Raw genomic sequence first — 16,987 nt, 5'->3', positions numbered from 1 at the left:
GTTTGAACACCTGCTAAAAAGCAAAACAAGTATTGATCTCCCTCAATTAAGGAGGGGGGCCTTTAACACTGCATCAACATAAAATATTTCCTGACACAAGTGCTTATTATAGCATCTTTCCTAGAGGAAGCAAGTAGATAGAAGACCCTCGCGCCTTAAGATAGTGAAATGAATGAGGGGGTGGTCTCTTTTCGTTAGGTGTCGAATCATCTACTCAGGACGCCATTTTACCGTGACGATTGTAAATGCATCTTTACAATCGTTTACAAAGCATTACATTCCTTTACATCTCTTTTACGAACCGTTTATACGACTTCAACAATCAGTCATTATAGTAAAGATTGTAAGACAAATAACTATAAAACAGTTCACGACGGAGGCAAATGAGATGAAAAAGTGGAAGTACTTAACGATGACAGCAGTAATGGGTTCTGCATTAATGCTAGGTGCATGTGGTAGCGATTCTGCACAAAATGGAAACAATGCAGAAACGAACGCACCAGCTAGTTCAGGACAAGAAGCTGCTGATGAAAAGCTACAAGGATCTGTAGCTGGAGATGGCTCATCAACAGTAGCACCAATCATTGAGGCAGTTGTTGAAGAGTATGCAGGCGCACAACCAGATGTCAAAGTATCAGTGGGGGTTTCTGGTACTGGTGGTGGTTTTGAAAAATTCATCGCAGGTGAAACAGACTTTTCAAATGCATCTCGTAATATAAAAGATGAAGAGAAATCGAAATTAGAAGAAGCGGGTATTGATTTTACAGAGCTAGCTTTAGCATATGACGGTTTATCTGTAGTGGTGAACCCAGAAAATGATTGGGCGAAGGATTTAACAGTAGAACAATTACAAAAAATTTGGGTTGAAGATGGAAAAGAGAAAAAATGGTCTGATATTGATCCATCATGGCCAGATGAAAAAATCGTTTACTATTCACCAGGTACTGATTCAGGCACATACGATTACTTCGATGAAGTCATTTTAGATGGTGCGGATCTAGTAAGCTCAGCAACATTGTCAGAGGATGATAATATGCTAGTGCAAGGTGTAGCTGGTGACAAAAACGCAATAGGTTTCTTCGGCTATGCTTACTACCTTGAAAATAAAGACAAATTAAACATTGTCAAAGTAAATGGTGTTGAACCAACAAATGAAACAATAGAGGGTGGCGAATATACACCACTTTCACGCCCACTATTCACTTACGTGAAAAATAGTTCTATGAAAGATAATGAAGCAGCATATGACTTCATTCAATTTACACTTGAAAATGCAGGCGATATGGCTGAGGCAGTTGGCTATGTTCGTTTACCAGAAGAAAAATATACTGAAGGCTTAAAAACTTTAGAAGGCTTAAAATAAGTAGACATGCATAGAGGGAAAGAGATGTATGCTCTTTCCCTCACTTATTTGAAAGGAGCTCCCAATGGTTTCTCAAAAGGAAAATAAGACATCATCTGTGCAGCAATTAATTGCAAATTCTCGCAATCAAAAAACAAAGAAAATAGTGGAAAAAGCAATGCCAGCTCTATTATTTTCTGCCGCTATTATTTCGATTTTAACAACGTTTGGCATTGTTTTCACCCTTATTTTTGAAACGTTTGAGTTCTTTAAACGTGTGTCGATTACGGATTTCCTATTTGGGACAAAGTGGTTACCGTTTTCAGGGAATGAACCATTATTTGGGATTTTGCCATTAATCGCAGGTACATTAAAAGTGACACTTATTGCAGTTGTAGTAGCCGTACCATTTGGAATTGCTTCAGCTATTTATTTAAGTGAATATGCAAGTGAGAAAACAAGACGTACAGTGAAACCGATTTTAGAGGTATTAGCAGGTGTACCAACAATCGTCTATGGTTTCTTTGCATTAACGTTTGTCACACCTGTTTTACAAGAAATTGTACCTGGACTCAAATTATTTAATGCATTAAGTCCTGGGATTGTTGTAGGTATCATGATTTTACCTATGATTACATCTCTATCAGAGGATGCGATGTCATCCGTACCAAATAGTATGCGTGAAGGAGCTTTAGCTCTAGGTGCGACGAAATTCGAGGTAGCTATTAAAGTAGTATTACCAGCTGCACTATCGGGAATTATTGCTTCAATCGTGTTAGCTATTTCCCGGGCAATTGGAGAAACAATGATTGTTTCACTTGCTGGAGGATCTACACCGAAATTTGATTTAAATGTAACGGATTCCATTCAAACAATGACGGCGTACATTGTACAAGTTTCAACAGGTGATGCAGGTTATGGTACAACAATCTACTACTCTATCTATTCAGTAGGATTTACATTATTTATCTTTACACTAATCATGAATTTACTTGCTCACTATATTTCGAAACGCTTCAGGGAGGTTTACTAGCATGCGCTATATGGATGACACGGTCGTCATGAAACGATTGACCAAGCGTATTACATTTAACAAAGTTTGGAAAACCTTATTTTTCTTAGCAACTATGTTTGCGCTTGTGACTTTAGCTATTTTGTTATATCGCATAGTGTCACAGGGGATTGGTTATTTAAATATCGATTTCTTAACTAATTTTGCATCACGATTTGCAGATAAGGCAGGGATTAAAGCTGCCTTAATTGGGTCACTGTGGTTAATGGCAGTTGTTGCGCCAGTATCTATTATTTTAGGTGTAGGTACTGCGATTTATTTAGAGGAATATGCTAAGAAAAACAGAATTAATGACTTTATTCGAATGAACATATCGAATCTAGCAGGTGTACCTTCCATCGTTTTTGGATTACTTGGATTAACAATTTTTGTCCGTATGATGGGCCTAGGCAAAAGTATTTTAGCGGCTGGGTTTACGATGAGTTTATTAATATTGCCTGTTATCATTGTGGCTGCACAGGAGGCCATTCGTGCCGTACCAAATGAACAACGAGAAGCCTCATATGGTATGGGTGCAACGAAATGGCAAACCATTTTACGTGTGGTGCTGCCAGCTGCCATTCCGGGTATTTTAACAGGAAGTATTTTAGCCATGTCTCGTGCCATTGGAGAAACAGCTCCACTCGTTGTCATCGGGATTCCAGTTATCCTACAGTTTTTACCGAATAGTTTATTGAGTCAATTCACTGCATTACCAATGCAAATTTATGATTGGGCAAAGCGACCACAAGAAGCCTTTCAGTATGTGGCGGCCGCAGGTATTTTAGTGCTTATGACGGTTCTGCTATTAATGAACTCTATTGCCATCTTTATTCGAAATAAATTCCAAAAACGTTATTAATGAGGTGACCTTATGGTGCTAGATTTAAAAGAGGAAAAAACGATTGTCAAGTTGAATCAAATGGCAACTAAGCCTTCAGATGATAGAGCGAAGAATATTGTCTACGATACACGAAACTTAAATTTATGGTATGGTGATCACCATGGTTTAAAAGATATTAATTTAAGTATTTATGAAAATGAAGTAACGGCTATTATTGGGCCATCTGGCTGTGGTAAATCTACGTATCTAAAAACATTAAATAGAATGGTAGAACTTGTACCAAGCGTTCGAACATCAGGTGAAATCGTCTATCGTGAACGAAATATTTTAGATAAAAGCTATACAGTAGAGGAATTAAGGACACGTGTAGGGATGGTGTTCCAAAAGCCGAACCCATTCCCAAAATCTATCTATGATAATATTGCCTATGGACCAAGAATCCATGGGATTAAAAATAAAAAGATTTTGGATGAGATTGTGGAGAAGTCACTACGAGGGGCAGCGATTTGGGATGAGGTAAAAGATCGTTTAAATCAAAATGCCTATGGGTTATCAGGTGGTCAGCAACAGCGTATTTGTATTGCACGTTGCTTAGCGATTGAACCAGATGTCATCTTAATGGATGAGCCAACATCTGCTTTGGACCCAATTTCTACGTTGAAGGTGGAAGAGCTTGTGCAAGAGCTGAAAAAAGATTATTCCATCATCATCGTGACACATAATATGCAGCAAGCGGCTCGTATTTCTGATCGCACAGCATTCTTCCTAAGTGGAGAGGTTGTTGAATACGATAAAACAGATATTATTTTCCAAACACCAGCGGATCAACGCACAGAAGATTATATTTCAGGACGTTTCGGCTAAGGAGGAGCAATAGATGGTAGTTCGTGAGCGTTTTGAACAAGAGTTACAAGAGGTACAGGGTCAATTTATTGCCCTTGCCAACAGCAGTATTCTAGCGCTACAAACGGCTTTTGAAGCATTAGTAGAGCAGGACTTAGAAAAAGCCTTGAAAATTTTAGAAGATGATTTAGTCATTAATCGTCTTGAAGAGGAAATTAATGACCATGTGATTTTAATGATTGCTAAGCAACAACCAGTGGCAACAGATTTGCGTCGACTTATGGTCCTTGTAAAAGCAGCAGCAGATATGGAAAGAGTGGGCGACTATGCGGTTAATATTGCTAAGGAAGCGATTCGAATTGGCAAAGAACCAATAGTGTTTCCGATAACCAATCTACAAACGATGTGTAATAAAACAGTCGAAATGCTAGAGAGTATCATGAAGGCCTTTACAGAGGAAGATACGGTACGTGCCAAAGAAATCGCAGAATTAGATGATTATGTAGACGATTTATATGGGGCAACAATTACACTTTTACTTCGTGCGGGTGTAGAAAATCCTGCACATATTTCGCAGATAACCCATCTAACATTTATTTGCCGATATCTAGAACGCTCTGCCGATCATGCGACAAATATTGCAGAACATCTATTTTACTTAGTTAAAGGCAAGCATTATGAATTAAATAATTAATGAGGAAGAGCTACTTTTAGCTCTTCTTTTCATTTGGATAAAAAAATTTTATGTAGCAGCAACATTGTCTTTTTCCCTAGCGTCTTTATAACGAGCATTATTGTATTGTCAAAATTTTTTTTTGGCTATACTATAGACATTATCCGAAAAAGGTGATGCTTAGGAGGTGCTGCTACGTGAAAGATGCAATCGAAACATTCATTGAGCAATTTGACCAGCAGATGTCAAACGAACAACTAGACTATTTACGTTTTCTCTATAAAAACTTACATTTAGAGGAGTTAAGTGAAGGAGAACAACATTATTTTATCGACTATTTTTTCAAGAGTGAGCCATTACGAAATATGGCAGCATTTGCACTAGAATTGGCAGATATTATGCATGAAATTCGAGAAAATATCCCTGCTATTGAAAAAGCTGAACGCCTAGCAAACGGCCATGAGCAATACCTATATTATGAACGAAAATGGTCAGAGTTGAGACGTCAAAAGCTCAAGCAACAGACAACAAAAAGTGGTAATGTTTTTTATGTGCCATTTCATGAATATCAACAGGAACCTGGGCCTATGATTATTTGTTTAGAACAAACGACGGGGATGGCTGCTTACTCTGATCTTTGTAAAAGTATGATTTTACCGTTATTTATGAATGCTCATCGTGAAGGTCGCGATTTATATATTGTTCCATATGATCGTCAAATTCATGTTCACTATCGCTTTGAAAATGGTCATTTAAATTTAGCTGATTTTAAGAGTTTTATCGAATATAAGGCAAAAGGAGAAGCCGCAATATTGCCTGTTTTACAGTTTGTCAAAGCATTACTACAGGAAAATCAACTCGATGCTGAAGCGGATGTCATTATTTTTACAGAAGGAACGCCTATTGATGGACAGCATCTCGTAACTAAACAAGCAAGAACGATGCTAGAGGAAATGAAGCGGAAATACCATGCTGAATTTTCAGTGATCGCCATGCACGAACATAATTTTAATAAACAGCAGTTTTGGTTTGCCAATAAGGCTTTTTTTGCGGATGATGCTATACAATAAAAAATAGGGGCTAACCGTTTCTGAAGGTTTGCTCCTTTTTGGTGGAGATACATAGGTTTTTTAAAGGAGAAATACATGGATTCATTACTTTGGTTATTACCTAAATTTACAGTCCCAACTTGGATGGATGTCTTGATTGCCGCCATTATTTGTTTAGTTGGTTGGCTTATTCAACGTTTCATCATAAAAAAAATCATTCATTGTGTAGTGACTTTTTTAAGAAATCGCCAACGAAAATTCCAGGCGAATGTACTTGCCCAATTCAGTAAAGCAATTGGCTATGCATTTATGACGACAGTCATTGTCCTGAGTTTATCTTATTTAATAGAAGTTCCTTTATTTACGCATAAATCAACGAAAAATTTTGTATTGTCAATTCTGGTGTTTTTTGCGTTTAAAGGGATTTATGATGTGTTAAATTTTTATACGAAACAACCATTCGAATTAACGAGTGAAGAGGATCAGAATGTCTTATTACCGTTTTTTCTACGAATCGGTAAAGTAATCATTATGATTTTTGCTATGTTCACGATTGCTTCCTTTTGGGATTTTAATCTCAATGGCTTTTTAACAGGGATCGGTTTAACTGGTGTGGCGATTGCCTTTGGGATTCGTGATACTTTAGCACATGTATTTGGTGGTATGTCTGTTGCGTTGGATAATCCATTCCAAATAGGAGATTGGATCGCAACGGAAGATCAAAAAATTGAAGGCACAATTGAAGATATCAATCTGCGAAGTACCTTAATTCAAACAGGGGATAAGGGACTTGTCTATGTGCCGAATTCCTATTTAGTCAACCGCCCTATTTATAATTTATCAAAACGAGAAAAACGGAAATGTGAGCAATTTATCTATGTAGCAGCCACAAATGAGGAGGACCATTTACGTAGTGCTTTAACAGCCATTCATAAGGAGATTTATTTACATGCCAAAACGGAGAAAGAGATGATCCATGTTTTTATTGATGAATTTCATCATGATTCATATCGTGTACTTGTTCGTTTCTTTATTGCTACAAATGATACAGCTGTTATGCTAGAAGTGCGTCAGGATATTTTATTTGCTATTCGTCAAATAATGGAGGAGTTATCCATTACGTTAGCTACCCCTTATGAGGATGACAGTCTACGAAATAAAAAATAAATTGAATTGTGAGATAGTTTGCATTACAATATAACTTACAAATCAGCGTTGATGAAGAGGAGTAGCTATTTAAATTTGTCATAGAGAGCTAGTGGTTGGTGGAAACTAGTACAAATGAATGGTGAATGGACTTCGGAGCTCTAATCCTGAACAACAGTAGGGATTAGCGTTTGCCTACGTTATAAGGCTTCAAGAGGGTCTTCTAGATTGGAGACCAATGAAGGTGGCACCACGGCTTTTCCGTCCTTTTGTGATGGAAAGGCCTTTTTTTATTTTGATTCAGTCATGTTTTTGTCTGAAAGTGAAGCGTGAGATGCAGAAATTTTCCTCTTTTATAGGGGAGATAGATGCTTGTTTTACTTTTTTAGCAGATTCAAACACCCGCTGAAGCAAGAGAAAGCCCCTCCATCGGGTGTCACAGATTTTGAAGAGGTGCTATGTTAGTAACTTGAAAAAATCTGAATACACATACGCTGAGGAGGAGGCGATAGATAGGTGTAGAAGAGCAGAGCTTAGAGAAGGAGAGAAGAGTATGACAGTTGAGCTTAGAAAGTATGCCATGAAAGTATTACAAGGGGATATGATGACCCCTATCTCTGTGTATCAATCACTGAGTGGGCAGCATAAAATGTTGTTCGAATCATCAGCCAAGCATGAGGAAAGTGGGCGATATTCCTTTATCGCCATCAATCCAGTGGCTGAATTGAAAGGGAACAAGGAAGAATTCACCTTTTCAAGAGGAATGGAAAAGGACACAGTTGGTGGGAATGTGCTCGATCAATTAAAGCAAGTTATGCCATTTCATGAGGAGAACTATCCATTCGCCTTTTTTGGTGGGATCATAGGTTTCTTTGGCTATGAAACAGCTTTTTATACAGAAAAAATCGGAAACTATTTACAGGATGATTTAGCCATGCCTGATGTGCATGTTTTTTTCTATGATACCTTTATTGTTTTTGATCATGTAACACAGGAAATCACACTAGCCTCGATTGATCTATTTCAGGAGGGGCGTTCAATAGAAGAGATGGAGGCTGCTATTGCTACAATAGAGCAACAGCTTTGTGCAGGTACGACCTTTGAGGCATTGAAGGTAGATGAACTACATTTTACACCAATGATGTCAAAGGAGCGATTTGTTTCTTTGGTGGAACGTGCTAAGCAGCATATTTTAAGAGGTGATATTTTTCAAATCGTATTATCACAACGCTTTTCAGCACCGTTCACAGGTTCACCATTCTCACTTTATCGTCAATTACGCACATCGAATCCGTCACCCTATATGTTCTATATGGATTTTGGATCCTATGTTATTTTAGGAACATCTCCGGAAAGTCTGGTAAAGGTAAAAAATCGTCAGGTGACAACCAATCCAATAGCTGGTACAAAGCCGCGTGGCGCGACAACAGAACAGGACGAAGCAATTGCAAATGCTCTATTAGCAGATGAAAAGGAAATAGCGGAGCATCGTATGTTAGTAGATTTAGGTCGCAATGATCTTGGACGCATTGCCAAAGTCGGTTCTGTAAAGCTAATGAAATACATGAATATTGAACGATATAAATATGTGATGCATATGGTGTCAGAGGTAATGGCCGAATTACGAGACGACCTCCATGTTCTGGATGTACTGCGTGCTTGTCTACCAGCTGGAACTGTGTCAGGAGCACCTAAAATTCGAGCTATGCAACTGATTAATGAATTGGAACCAGTGAAGCGGGGCGTGTACGCGGGAGCGGTGGGCTATATTTCAACAACAGGTGATATGGACTTAGCACTCGCTATTCGGACAATGCTTATTAAAGATCAAAAAGCCCATGTACAGGCAGGGGCGGGAATTGTTTATGACTCCATCCCATTGTCGGAATACGAGGAAACGCTCAATAAAGCCCGTGCGCTATTGGAGGTCAAAAAATGATTTTATTAATTGATAATTATGATTCCTTTACTTATAACCTATTTCAACAAATCAGCGTGCTGGGAAAAACCGTTAAAGTTGTACGAAATGATGCTATTACAATAGAAGAAATTCAAAAAATGTCGCCTGAAGCTATCATTTTATCTCCTGGACCAGGAACACCTGCTGAAGCAGGTATCACGGTAGCTGTCATCAAGGAACTGTATCAAAATTTCCCTATTTTAGGTATATGTCTTGGCCATCAATCGATAGGGCAGGCTTTTGGCTCCAATATTGTGCAGGCCCAAAATATTATGCATGGAAAGCTGTCACCATTACAATACGAGCAAACAGGTTTATTTAAGCGAATAAAGGGTGATATTGAAGTAATGCGTTATCATTCTTTAATTATTGAAGCAAGGACATTGCATAAGGATTTTAACATACTTGCAACAGCCGGTGATGATGGGGAGATTATGGCCATTCAACATAAGAATTATCCTCTTTATGGTCTACAGTTTCACCCAGAATCAATCGGCACAAAAGAAGGCAGTATCATGATGCAAGCCTTCCTCGATAGTATAGCGTAATGGCCGCAAAAAGCTGTCGTCTAATGTGACGACAGCTTTTTAGGTTACTGCTTTTTGCCTGTAATTAACTTAGCAATTTCTTCTAAAGACATGGAAGAATGGACTTCATAGGAGCCGATTTGTAAGCTGCGAGCATATTTTGCGTTAGCGAGTAGTAACTCCATTTCAACACTATTGGTAATAATGCCGCCGTCTTCAAGCTTTTGTGCCACAATATAGGGTGTGATTCCACTGTATAATTGCAATGTCATCGTTGTCACATTATCGTTTGTTTTTTCAACGGCTTGTTCATCAGAATCTGTCGTAGACGTTTCTTCTGTTGTATGTACTGGCTTTAATTGTTCCTTTAACGAGGCAATTTCTTGGTTGGCCTTGTTTAGCTTATCTTGCAGTTGTTCTACCTGTTGCTGATTGCCAGCTTCTTTAGTAGGGAGACCAATATTTACATCAAAGCGACTGGAGAGTGCTAGCAAAGCTCCGACAAGAAAAATGGCAATGCCAAATGCGCGGATGGCGGACTTGTTCATCACTTATCGACCTCCGTTTGCAATGACTTGACGAACTTGCTCTTCTGTTAAATTAGAACGAATACTGATATCAGCTACAGAAAGACCTTGTTTATTTAATTCGAGCACCTGACTAACAATAATTTGATGAATCGGTTTGACTTGGGTTGTCGTTTGTGCAATTTTTGACGCTTGTGCAGCCTGTTGAACAGCTTGCATGACTTGTTGAACTTTAGGGTTTTGTCCTTTTTGACTCGGAGCTGATGTTGATTTCACTTGGAATTCAGGCTCTAATAAAAGTTCTTCCTCGACAATTTTTAGGCGACGCTTTAAATTATTTGTTTCTTGGAAGATCGAGATGGATAATTCTTCGACATCTTTTTCGATTTTTTTCGAGCTATTTTTGAAAAAGAACGATAGGATGATTAAAATTATGCCGATACTCATTAATAAGATGGATAAATCCAATAGTTTCACCTCAATGTAGTATGTAATTATAAGATATTTTACCATATGCAAACTTAATATGAAATGAAGGTAGATTTTTTTTCAGTTTATGTTATAATAGGTTAGTCGTATAAATCATGCTCAAATTTTAATTCTTGATATAGAGTGGGAGGGTTAATGATGCGCGTAAACATTACTTTAGCTTGCACAGATTGCGGCGAACGTAACTACATTTCTAAAAAGAACAAGCGTAACAATCCAGAGCGTCTTGAACTTAAAAAATATTGCTCTCGCGAGAAGAAATACACTCTTCACCGTGAAACTAAGTAATCGCTCATTAAGCCAAAACCACAAGTGGTTTTGGCTTTCTACATTTTATGAAATCATTTCGGGTGTAAGGATACGAAGTATGATGATATAGGAGGTAGCCTGGATGGATAAAACAACATTACGAAATAAGATGCGACAAGCTCTTGCGACAATGACTGATGAAGCTTATCAATATCAATCATTAGCTATCGTAAAAAAGGTGCTACAGGAATCATATATAATAGAAGCAAATATAATTGGCATGACCATTTCAAATAAGCCAGAAGTCGACACCATTCTTTTAATTGAAGAATTATGGCGACTTGGTAAAAAGGTCGCTGTTCCGAAATGTCATCCAAAAACAAGAGCAATGTCATTTTACATTATTGATTCATTTGCCCAGCTTGAAACTGTATATATGCATTTGCGTGAGCCTATTCCAGCAAGATGTGAGTTAGTTGACGCAAATGACATGGATGTCATCCTTGTGCCTGGCGTTGTTTTTGACCGTAATGGCTATCGAATCGGCTATGGCGGTGGTTATTATGACCGCTATGTATTAAACTATACAAAAGGGAAGCTGATGTCGCTGCTCTTTGATGAGCAAATCATTGATTGTGTTCCAGCCGAGGAGCATGATCGCCCAGTAGACATCATTGTGACACCGACAGAACGTATTGATTGTCTAGCACAACGAGGAGCGAGCGAAAATGGATAAAATGTTAGATATTTATGGACTTTTGAAAACATATGGTACTTTTATTTATACACGTGATCCCATTGGTGATTTGATGTTAATGGAGGATGAAATACGTGAGCTCTATAAAGCAAATGTACTAGACATAAAAGACTATCAAATGGCATTGTTACTAATTCGACAAGAAACAACAAAACTTCGTATGGAAGAGAATAAAAAGTAATGTTTAAAATATAATGTAATGGAGTATTGTGAAAATAATGTAACAAGTATGTAATATTCTTAAAAACAGTGGATTTCCGCTGTTTTTATGTTTTTAAGAAACTTTTTACATTCCAAAACGTATATATAGATGTCTGGTGCATAAAAAGAGCGCGGAGAAAAAAATTTCCAAAAGATATGTGTTGATTATCTGTTAAAAAAGGATTAAGATATATTTTGTTTCCGTAACAAAATGTAAAAAATTATTATTTTTTTGTAAGGAAGTAGGGAGGATGTTAGGAATGAAATCAATAAAGTGGCCTAAACATTCATTTATGATACTAGCAATTATAGCAACATGGATCAAAACGGTCATTGTTTACCACACAAGCTTTGAGATGAAAATTGAAAATGCAATGCAACAATTTATTTTGTTTATTAATCCATTAAGCTTCTTGCTATTTACGTATGGTTTATCACTATTCTTTAAATCAGCAAAAGCTAGAAATCGTTATCTGATTACGGTCAGCGTTATTTTATCCATTGTTTTATACGGAAATGTAGCGTTCTATCGATTCTACAATGACTTTATTACGCTACCAGTATTATTCCAAACAAGTAATTTCAGTGACTTAGGAACATCAGTAGCAGCCATTGTTGAGCCATGGGATGTATTATATTTCATTGATGTCGTTATTTTAATCTTAGCGAATAAATTTTTACCGAAAATGAAAGAAGCATTTAAAGTGAATATTGAATTCCGACGTGCATTTTTTGTATTAGCAGTCGCAATTTCATTTTTAAACTTAGGATTAGCTGAAACAGAGCGTCCACAATTATTAACACGTAGTTTTGACCGCGAATTATTAGTAAAAAATATTGGTACGTACAATTACCATTTGTATGATATTTATATTCAAACTAAATCTTCTGCTCAGCGTGCATTAGCGGATGGCAGTGAATTAGTTGAAGTAAACAACTATGTGCGTTCTAATCAGGCTGCCGTTAACCCAGAGATGTTTGGGAAATATAAAGGTCGCAACTTAATTGTTGTGTCGATGGAGTCTTTACAAAACTTTGTCATCAATAATGATATGAATGGTCATGAAATTACGCCATTCTTAAACTCTTTAACAAAAGATAAAGATACGTATTATTTCAGTAACTTCTATCACCAAACAGGCTTAGGAAAAACATCTGACTCAGAGTTTATTGTTGAAAACTCATTGTTTGGATTAGGTCGTGGCGCTGTATTCTTCACGCATGGTGGAAATACGTATAATTCAATGGCTGAACGCCTTGGAGAAAATGGCTACTTTACAAATGTCATGCACCCGAATAATAAATCATTCTGGAACCGTGATATCATGTATCAATCGTTAAAAATTAATAAATTCTACGATATAGATTCATATACGGTTGAAGAAGGGCAAGCTGTCAACTGGGGTATGAAAGATACACCATTCTTAGAGCAATCTGCTGCTTTAATGAAAGACATGCCACAGCCATTCTATTCAAGATTAATTACGTTAACGAACCACTATCCATTCACTTTGGATCCTGAAGATATTATGATTCCTGAATATGATTCAAATTCAGGTACATTAAATCGTTACTTCCAGACAGTACGTTATATGGATGAAGCTTTAAAAGACTTCTTCCAAGAGTTAAAAGATCAAGGTGTTTATGATAACTCTATTATCGTAATGTATGGAGACCATTATGGTATTTCTGAAAACCATAATAAAGCGATGGCACAATATTTAGGAAAAGAACAAATTACACCAATGGACAATGCATTGCTTCAAGAAGTGCCTTTATTCATCCATATCCCAGGATCTGACGATGGTAAAGAAATGACAGAGATTTCAGGACAAATGGATTTACGTCCAACAATCTTACATCTTCTTGGCGTTGAAACGTCAAAAGACATGCAAATGGGTGCAGATTTATTCTCTCCAGAACATGAGGATTTTGTTGTCTTCCGTGATGGACGCTTTATAACAGATAAATATGTTTATGCTGGAGAAGCTTGCTATGACAAAGCAACTGGCGAAGAAATAGATGGTGAGCCATGCCAGTCATATGCTGATCGTGCGACAATGGAGCTGGAAAATTCCGATGCTATCATAAATGGAGACCTGCTACGTTTCTATGATGAGAAGACAGGTAATTTAAAACAGGATTCCGTCAAATAACAAAAGAGAGATCTCAAGTTGAGGTCTCTCTTTTCTTTTTTTGATTGACAAATTACTATAAGCAATTATAATAAATTTAAATATCTGCATAACGAAGATTTGTTTTTGCATTTCGGAGTATAAGAGTGAAAGGCATGGAAAAGAACGAGTAGCTTTAATCGAACTGACAGAGAGTAGCCGGTTGCTGAGAGGCGCAAGGGACATTAAAGTGAATACATCTTGGAGCTGCGTACCGAAATTTTAGTAGGCTACGACGGGGTTGCATCCGTAATCATTGCAAAAGTATCGCTATGGCTGTACTTATTGAGGAGGGCTGTGTGAATAGCTCTCGAAAAAAGGTGGTAACACGTTCATGAACGTCCTTAGGATTATTCCTAAGGGCTTTTTTTATGCCTTTACAGCCTGAGTGTTTATCTTGATTTGGCCGTCCTCTTACGCTGAGGCGTAGTTGATTAGTGAACTCTTATAGAGCTTGCAATATTAATATTTAATATTACAAGGAGATGTTTCATATGTTTTTAACACCAAAAGAGCAATTAGCGATAATTAAGAAGGGTGCTGATCAAATCGTTGATGAGCAGGAATTACTCGGAAAATTAGAGCGATCCTATAAGGAGCAGAAGCCTTTAATCATTAAGTTAGGGCTTGATCCGTCCGCCCCGGATATTCATTTAGGGCATGCAGTCGTTCTACGGAAAATAAAGCAAATGCAGGATTTAGGGCATCAGGCGGTCATTGTTATCGGTGATTTTACAGGGCGTATTGGTGATCCAACGGGTAAAGCAAAAGGCCGTGTCGCGTTAAGTGATGACATGGTCAAGCAAAACGCTAAAACATACTGTGAGCAAATTTTTAAAGTGATAGATATGAACAAGACAACTATTCGTTTCAATAGTGAATGGTTAGCAAAGCTGTCATTTGAAGAAGTCATTCAGCTGGCAGCCATGACATCCGTTGCTCGACTGTTAGAACGTGAGGACTTTCAAAAACGGTACCGTCAGCAAATACCAATTGGCATACACGAATTTTTCTACCCGCTTATGCAAGCATATGATTCTGTAGAGCTACAGGCCGATATTGAATTAGGGGGAACAGATCAAACATTCAATATTTTAATGGGACGCACCTTACAAAAGCAACGGGGGTTAGAAAAACAAATTGCCATTTTTATGCCATTACTCGAAGGTTTAGATGGCATTGAAAAAATGAGTAAGAGCCTTGGCAATTATATTGGTGTCAGTGAAGCGCCAGAGGTCATGTTTAAAAAGGTAATGGAAGTACCGGATGCCTTACTCATCAAATATTTTGAACTGGCAACAGATGAGCATCCACTACAAGTGCAAACCATTCAAGATAGACTGCAAATGGGAGAGAATCCCCGTGATGTAAAATTACAGTTAGCAGAAATTATAACGGCCTTATACCATGGGACTACAGCAATGGAGGAAGCTAAATCCTATTTTCAAGCTGCATTTCAAAGAAAGGAAATACCAAAAAATATTCCTATACTGCTCCTAGAAATTGATAAGGAAAGAATAGTGGATATTATCCCACAACTAGTGGCAATGGATTATATTCATAGTAAGAGTGAATTTCTGCGGTTAATCAAGCAAAATGGAGTATCCTTGAATGGAGAAAAAATAGTGATGGATGATTTATCACTTGTGCTAATGAATGATGATGTCATTCAAATTGGTAAGAAACGATTTCTTAAATTAAATAAATAATAAATACAAAAAAAGAGCAATCTCCAGGGAGACTGCTCTTTTTTGTCTGAATTTTAGTGTAATTGTGGTGGATACCCACTGTGAACAATCGTCATGATGACGAACCATCCGAATACAGCGGCACTTAATAAGTTGAAAACAACGCTTAATAGGTTCTTTTCTTTTATTGCTTGGAATGTACCAACTACAGCTAAAATCGCTACTAGACCAAAAATAACCATTAATAAGTTCATTAAAAATAGACACTCCTTTCGACATCAGAAAATGAATGTCGCAAACAATATTCCTCCTTAATTGTAAACGTTCTGTTTGTTTTTGTCGAGAACTAAAATAGCGTAAACTATGAACATTTATCGTCAAATTGTGGCAAAGCCTGTATAATAGAAAGTTGAGGTGATCACTATGATGAACGTACGAAGTTATTCTCTTGGACCTGTTCAAACGAATTGCTATATCGTATCGAATAAAGAAAAAGAATGTATTATATTTGATCCAGGTGAGGAAGCAGAGCGTCTTATTAAAACAATTCGTAGCAATGGCTTAAAACCACTTGCTATCTTTTTAACACATGCCCATTTTGATCATATAGGGGCTGTAGATGCTGTACGCGAAGTGTTTGATATTCCTGTATGGATTCATGAAAAGGAAGTTAGCTGGCTAGGAGATCCAACGAAGAATGGCTCTAGTAAATATGCTGCATTACCAGATTATAGGGTAGCAGCACCAGCGCAAGACACAATTATTAAAGAAGAACAGCTATTTGAGATCAGTAATTTTGCTTTCCAAGCTGTTTTTACGCCTGGACATTCACCTGGTAGTATTTCTTATGTTTTTGATAATGATGGTTTTGCCATTGTTGGAGATACGTTATTTGAACAAGGTGTGGGACGTACAGATTTAGTAGGTGGCTCAACAAAAGTATTATTAGCATCCATTCATCACAAATTGTTGACACTACCCGAGGATACTATTATTTATCCTGGACACGGAAATTATACAACAGTAGGCGCAGAAATGGAGACAAATCCTTTCTTAAATGGATTTTAAAAAGGAATAACCAAAGCGCATAAAAAAGCGTATCTCAGCAGTTGTGAGATACGCGATTTTTTTTGTATTAATGACCGCCACCAGGTACGTGAATGAATGTTGTATAGTACGTGAAGCCAGCGAAGAATACAGTTAAATATGCTCCGAAAATGTACATGTACATACGTTCTGAAAGGTTTAAGAAGCCTAATAATAAGAATAAACCTGTATTACCTAAGAATAATAGCGATACCTCGTTCATACCACCAAGGTAGAACATAACGGCAAAAATACCTGTCCAGAATGCCATAACTTTATACATATTATCCATGAAGATTTCCCCTCCTTTTGCCCACGACACAATAATCTCTTACTCATTATAAATGATATGAAAGGTGTCTGTAAACTGGAACTTCTCCG

General features: G+C 37.4%; 19 protein-coding genes and 2 other annotated features. Of the genes, 15 read left to right on the top strand and 4 right to left on the bottom strand.

The window, feature by feature from the left end:
- The first annotated feature begins 388 nt into the window (after nt 1–388).
- The 9 genes from V6670_RS14540 (at nt 389) to V6670_RS14500 (ending at nt 9,456) form a co-directional block, all read left to right on the top strand.
- A complete protein-coding gene (locus tag V6670_RS14540; protein ID WP_141905524.1) occupies nt 389–1,363 on the top strand; it encodes a PstS family phosphate ABC transporter substrate-binding protein in 975 nt (324 codons plus the stop codon).
- Nucleotides 1,364–1,427: 64 nt separating this feature from the next.
- Complete coding sequence (pstC, locus tag V6670_RS14535) at nt 1,428–2,375, top strand: phosphate ABC transporter permease subunit PstC (protein WP_036120302.1); 948 nt, start codon at nt 1,428–1,430, stop codon at nt 2,373–2,375.
- A 1-nt stretch (nt 2,376) separates the two neighbouring features.
- The gene (pstA, locus tag V6670_RS14530) at nt 2,377–3,255 is read left to right on the top strand and encodes a phosphate ABC transporter permease PstA (protein WP_036120300.1); all 879 of its coding nucleotides are present in this window, start codon (nt 2,377–2,379) and stop codon (nt 3,253–3,255) included.
- Nucleotides 3,256–3,315: 60 nt separating this feature from the next.
- The gene (gene pstB / locus V6670_RS14525) at nt 3,316–4,101 is read left to right on the top strand and encodes a phosphate ABC transporter ATP-binding protein PstB (protein ID WP_338654641.1); all 786 of its coding nucleotides are present in this window, start codon (nt 3,316–3,318) and stop codon (nt 4,099–4,101) included.
- A gap of 13 nt (nt 4,102–4,114) precedes the next feature.
- Complete coding sequence (phoU, locus tag V6670_RS14520; protein ID WP_036120292.1) at nt 4,115–4,774, top strand: phosphate signaling complex protein PhoU; 660 nt, start codon at nt 4,115–4,117, stop codon at nt 4,772–4,774.
- A gap of 176 nt (nt 4,775–4,950) precedes the next feature.
- Complete coding sequence (locus tag V6670_RS14515; RefSeq protein WP_338651489.1) at nt 4,951–5,823, top strand: hypothetical protein; 873 nt, start codon at nt 4,951–4,953, stop codon at nt 5,821–5,823.
- Between the two features lie 75 nt (nt 5,824–5,898).
- The gene (locus V6670_RS14510) at nt 5,899–6,969 is read left to right on the top strand and encodes a mechanosensitive ion channel family protein (RefSeq protein ID WP_338651488.1); all 1,071 of its coding nucleotides are present in this window, start codon (nt 5,899–5,901) and stop codon (nt 6,967–6,969) included.
- Between the two features lie 39 nt (nt 6,970–7,008).
- Nucleotides 7,009–7,220: a binding site (T-box leader), on the top strand.
- A 281-nt stretch (nt 7,221–7,501) separates the two neighbouring features.
- Complete coding sequence (gene trpE, locus V6670_RS14505) at nt 7,502–8,887, top strand: anthranilate synthase component I (protein ID WP_338651487.1); 1,386 nt, start codon at nt 7,502–7,504, stop codon at nt 8,885–8,887.
- Nucleotides 8,884–9,456 carry an aminodeoxychorismate/anthranilate synthase component II gene (locus V6670_RS14500; protein ID WP_338651486.1) on the top strand — a complete coding sequence of 191 codons (573 nt, stop codon included), beginning with the start codon at nt 8,884–8,886 and terminating at the stop codon, nt 9,454–9,456. Before trpE ends, V6670_RS14500 begins: the two co-directional genes overlap by 4 nt.
- A 44-nt stretch (nt 9,457–9,500) precedes the next feature.
- Here V6670_RS14500 and V6670_RS14495 read toward each other — a convergent pair whose 3' ends face one another.
- Complete coding sequence (locus V6670_RS14495) at nt 9,501–9,983, bottom strand: hypothetical protein (protein WP_338654640.1); 483 nt, start codon at nt 9,981–9,983, stop codon at nt 9,501–9,503.
- 3 nt (nt 9,984–9,986) lie between these two features.
- Nucleotides 9,987–10,475, bottom strand: a complete 489-nt coding sequence (locus V6670_RS14490) for a hypothetical protein (protein ID WP_338651485.1) — start codon at nt 10,473–10,475, stop codon at nt 9,987–9,989.
- A 114-nt stretch (nt 10,476–10,589) separates the two neighbouring features.
- On the opposite strand from V6670_RS14490, the gene rpmG reads away from it, so the two are divergent.
- The 5 genes from rpmG (at nt 10,590) to tyrS (ending at nt 15,541) form a co-directional block, all read left to right on the top strand.
- Nucleotides 10,590–10,739, top strand: coding sequence for a 50S ribosomal protein L33 (gene rpmG, locus V6670_RS14485; RefSeq protein WP_008408521.1), 150 nt, complete (start codon nt 10,590–10,592; stop codon nt 10,737–10,739).
- Between the two features lie 103 nt (nt 10,740–10,842).
- Nucleotides 10,843–11,436 (top strand): 5-formyltetrahydrofolate cyclo-ligase, encoded by a 594-nt coding sequence (locus V6670_RS14480; RefSeq protein WP_141905516.1) that lies wholly within the window; start codon nt 10,843–10,845, stop codon nt 11,434–11,436.
- Nucleotides 11,429–11,638 carry a YqgQ family protein gene (locus tag V6670_RS14475; protein ID WP_141905515.1) on the top strand — a complete coding sequence of 70 codons (210 nt, stop codon included), beginning with the start codon at nt 11,429–11,431 and terminating at the stop codon, nt 11,636–11,638. The genes V6670_RS14480 and V6670_RS14475 overlap by 8 nt, the downstream gene beginning before the upstream one ends.
- 280 nt (nt 11,639–11,918) lie before the next feature.
- Nucleotides 11,919–13,814, top strand: a complete 1,896-nt coding sequence (locus V6670_RS14470) for an LTA synthase family protein (protein WP_036120244.1) — start codon at nt 11,919–11,921, stop codon at nt 13,812–13,814.
- A 126-nt stretch (nt 13,815–13,940) separates the two neighbouring features.
- Nucleotides 13,941–14,181, top strand: a binding site (T-box leader).
- A gap of 145 nt (nt 14,182–14,326) precedes the next feature.
- The gene (gene tyrS, locus V6670_RS14465; protein WP_338651484.1) at nt 14,327–15,541 is read left to right on the top strand and encodes a tyrosine--tRNA ligase; all 1,215 of its coding nucleotides are present in this window, start codon (nt 14,327–14,329) and stop codon (nt 15,539–15,541) included.
- Nucleotides 15,542–15,594: 53 nt separating this feature from the next.
- Here the strand turns inward: tyrS and V6670_RS14460 are convergent, their stop codons facing one another.
- Nucleotides 15,595–15,774, bottom strand: a complete 180-nt coding sequence (locus tag V6670_RS14460; RefSeq protein ID WP_036120238.1) for a DUF2759 domain-containing protein — start codon at nt 15,772–15,774, stop codon at nt 15,595–15,597.
- 169 nt (nt 15,775–15,943) lie between these two features.
- On the opposite strand from V6670_RS14460, the gene V6670_RS14455 reads away from it, so the two are divergent.
- Entirely contained in the window at nt 15,944–16,588 is a 645-nt protein-coding gene (locus tag V6670_RS14455) for an MBL fold metallo-hydrolase (RefSeq protein ID WP_058844132.1), read from the top strand.
- 67 nt (nt 16,589–16,655) lie between these two features.
- Here the strand turns inward: V6670_RS14455 and V6670_RS14450 are convergent, their stop codons facing one another.
- Nucleotides 16,656–16,898 (bottom strand): DUF2626 family protein, encoded by a 243-nt coding sequence (locus tag V6670_RS14450; protein WP_004231035.1) that lies wholly within the window; start codon nt 16,896–16,898, stop codon nt 16,656–16,658.
- Nucleotides 16,899–16,987 lie beyond the last annotated feature (89 nt).

Origin of the sequence: Lysinibacillus sp. Y5S-8 (genome assembly GCF_036894365.1) — a bacterium.
Classification (GTDB): domain Bacteria; phylum Bacillota; class Bacilli; order Bacillales_A; family Planococcaceae; genus Lysinibacillus; species Lysinibacillus fusiformis_D.
This window is presented reverse-complemented; position numbering and strand designations above follow the sequence as displayed.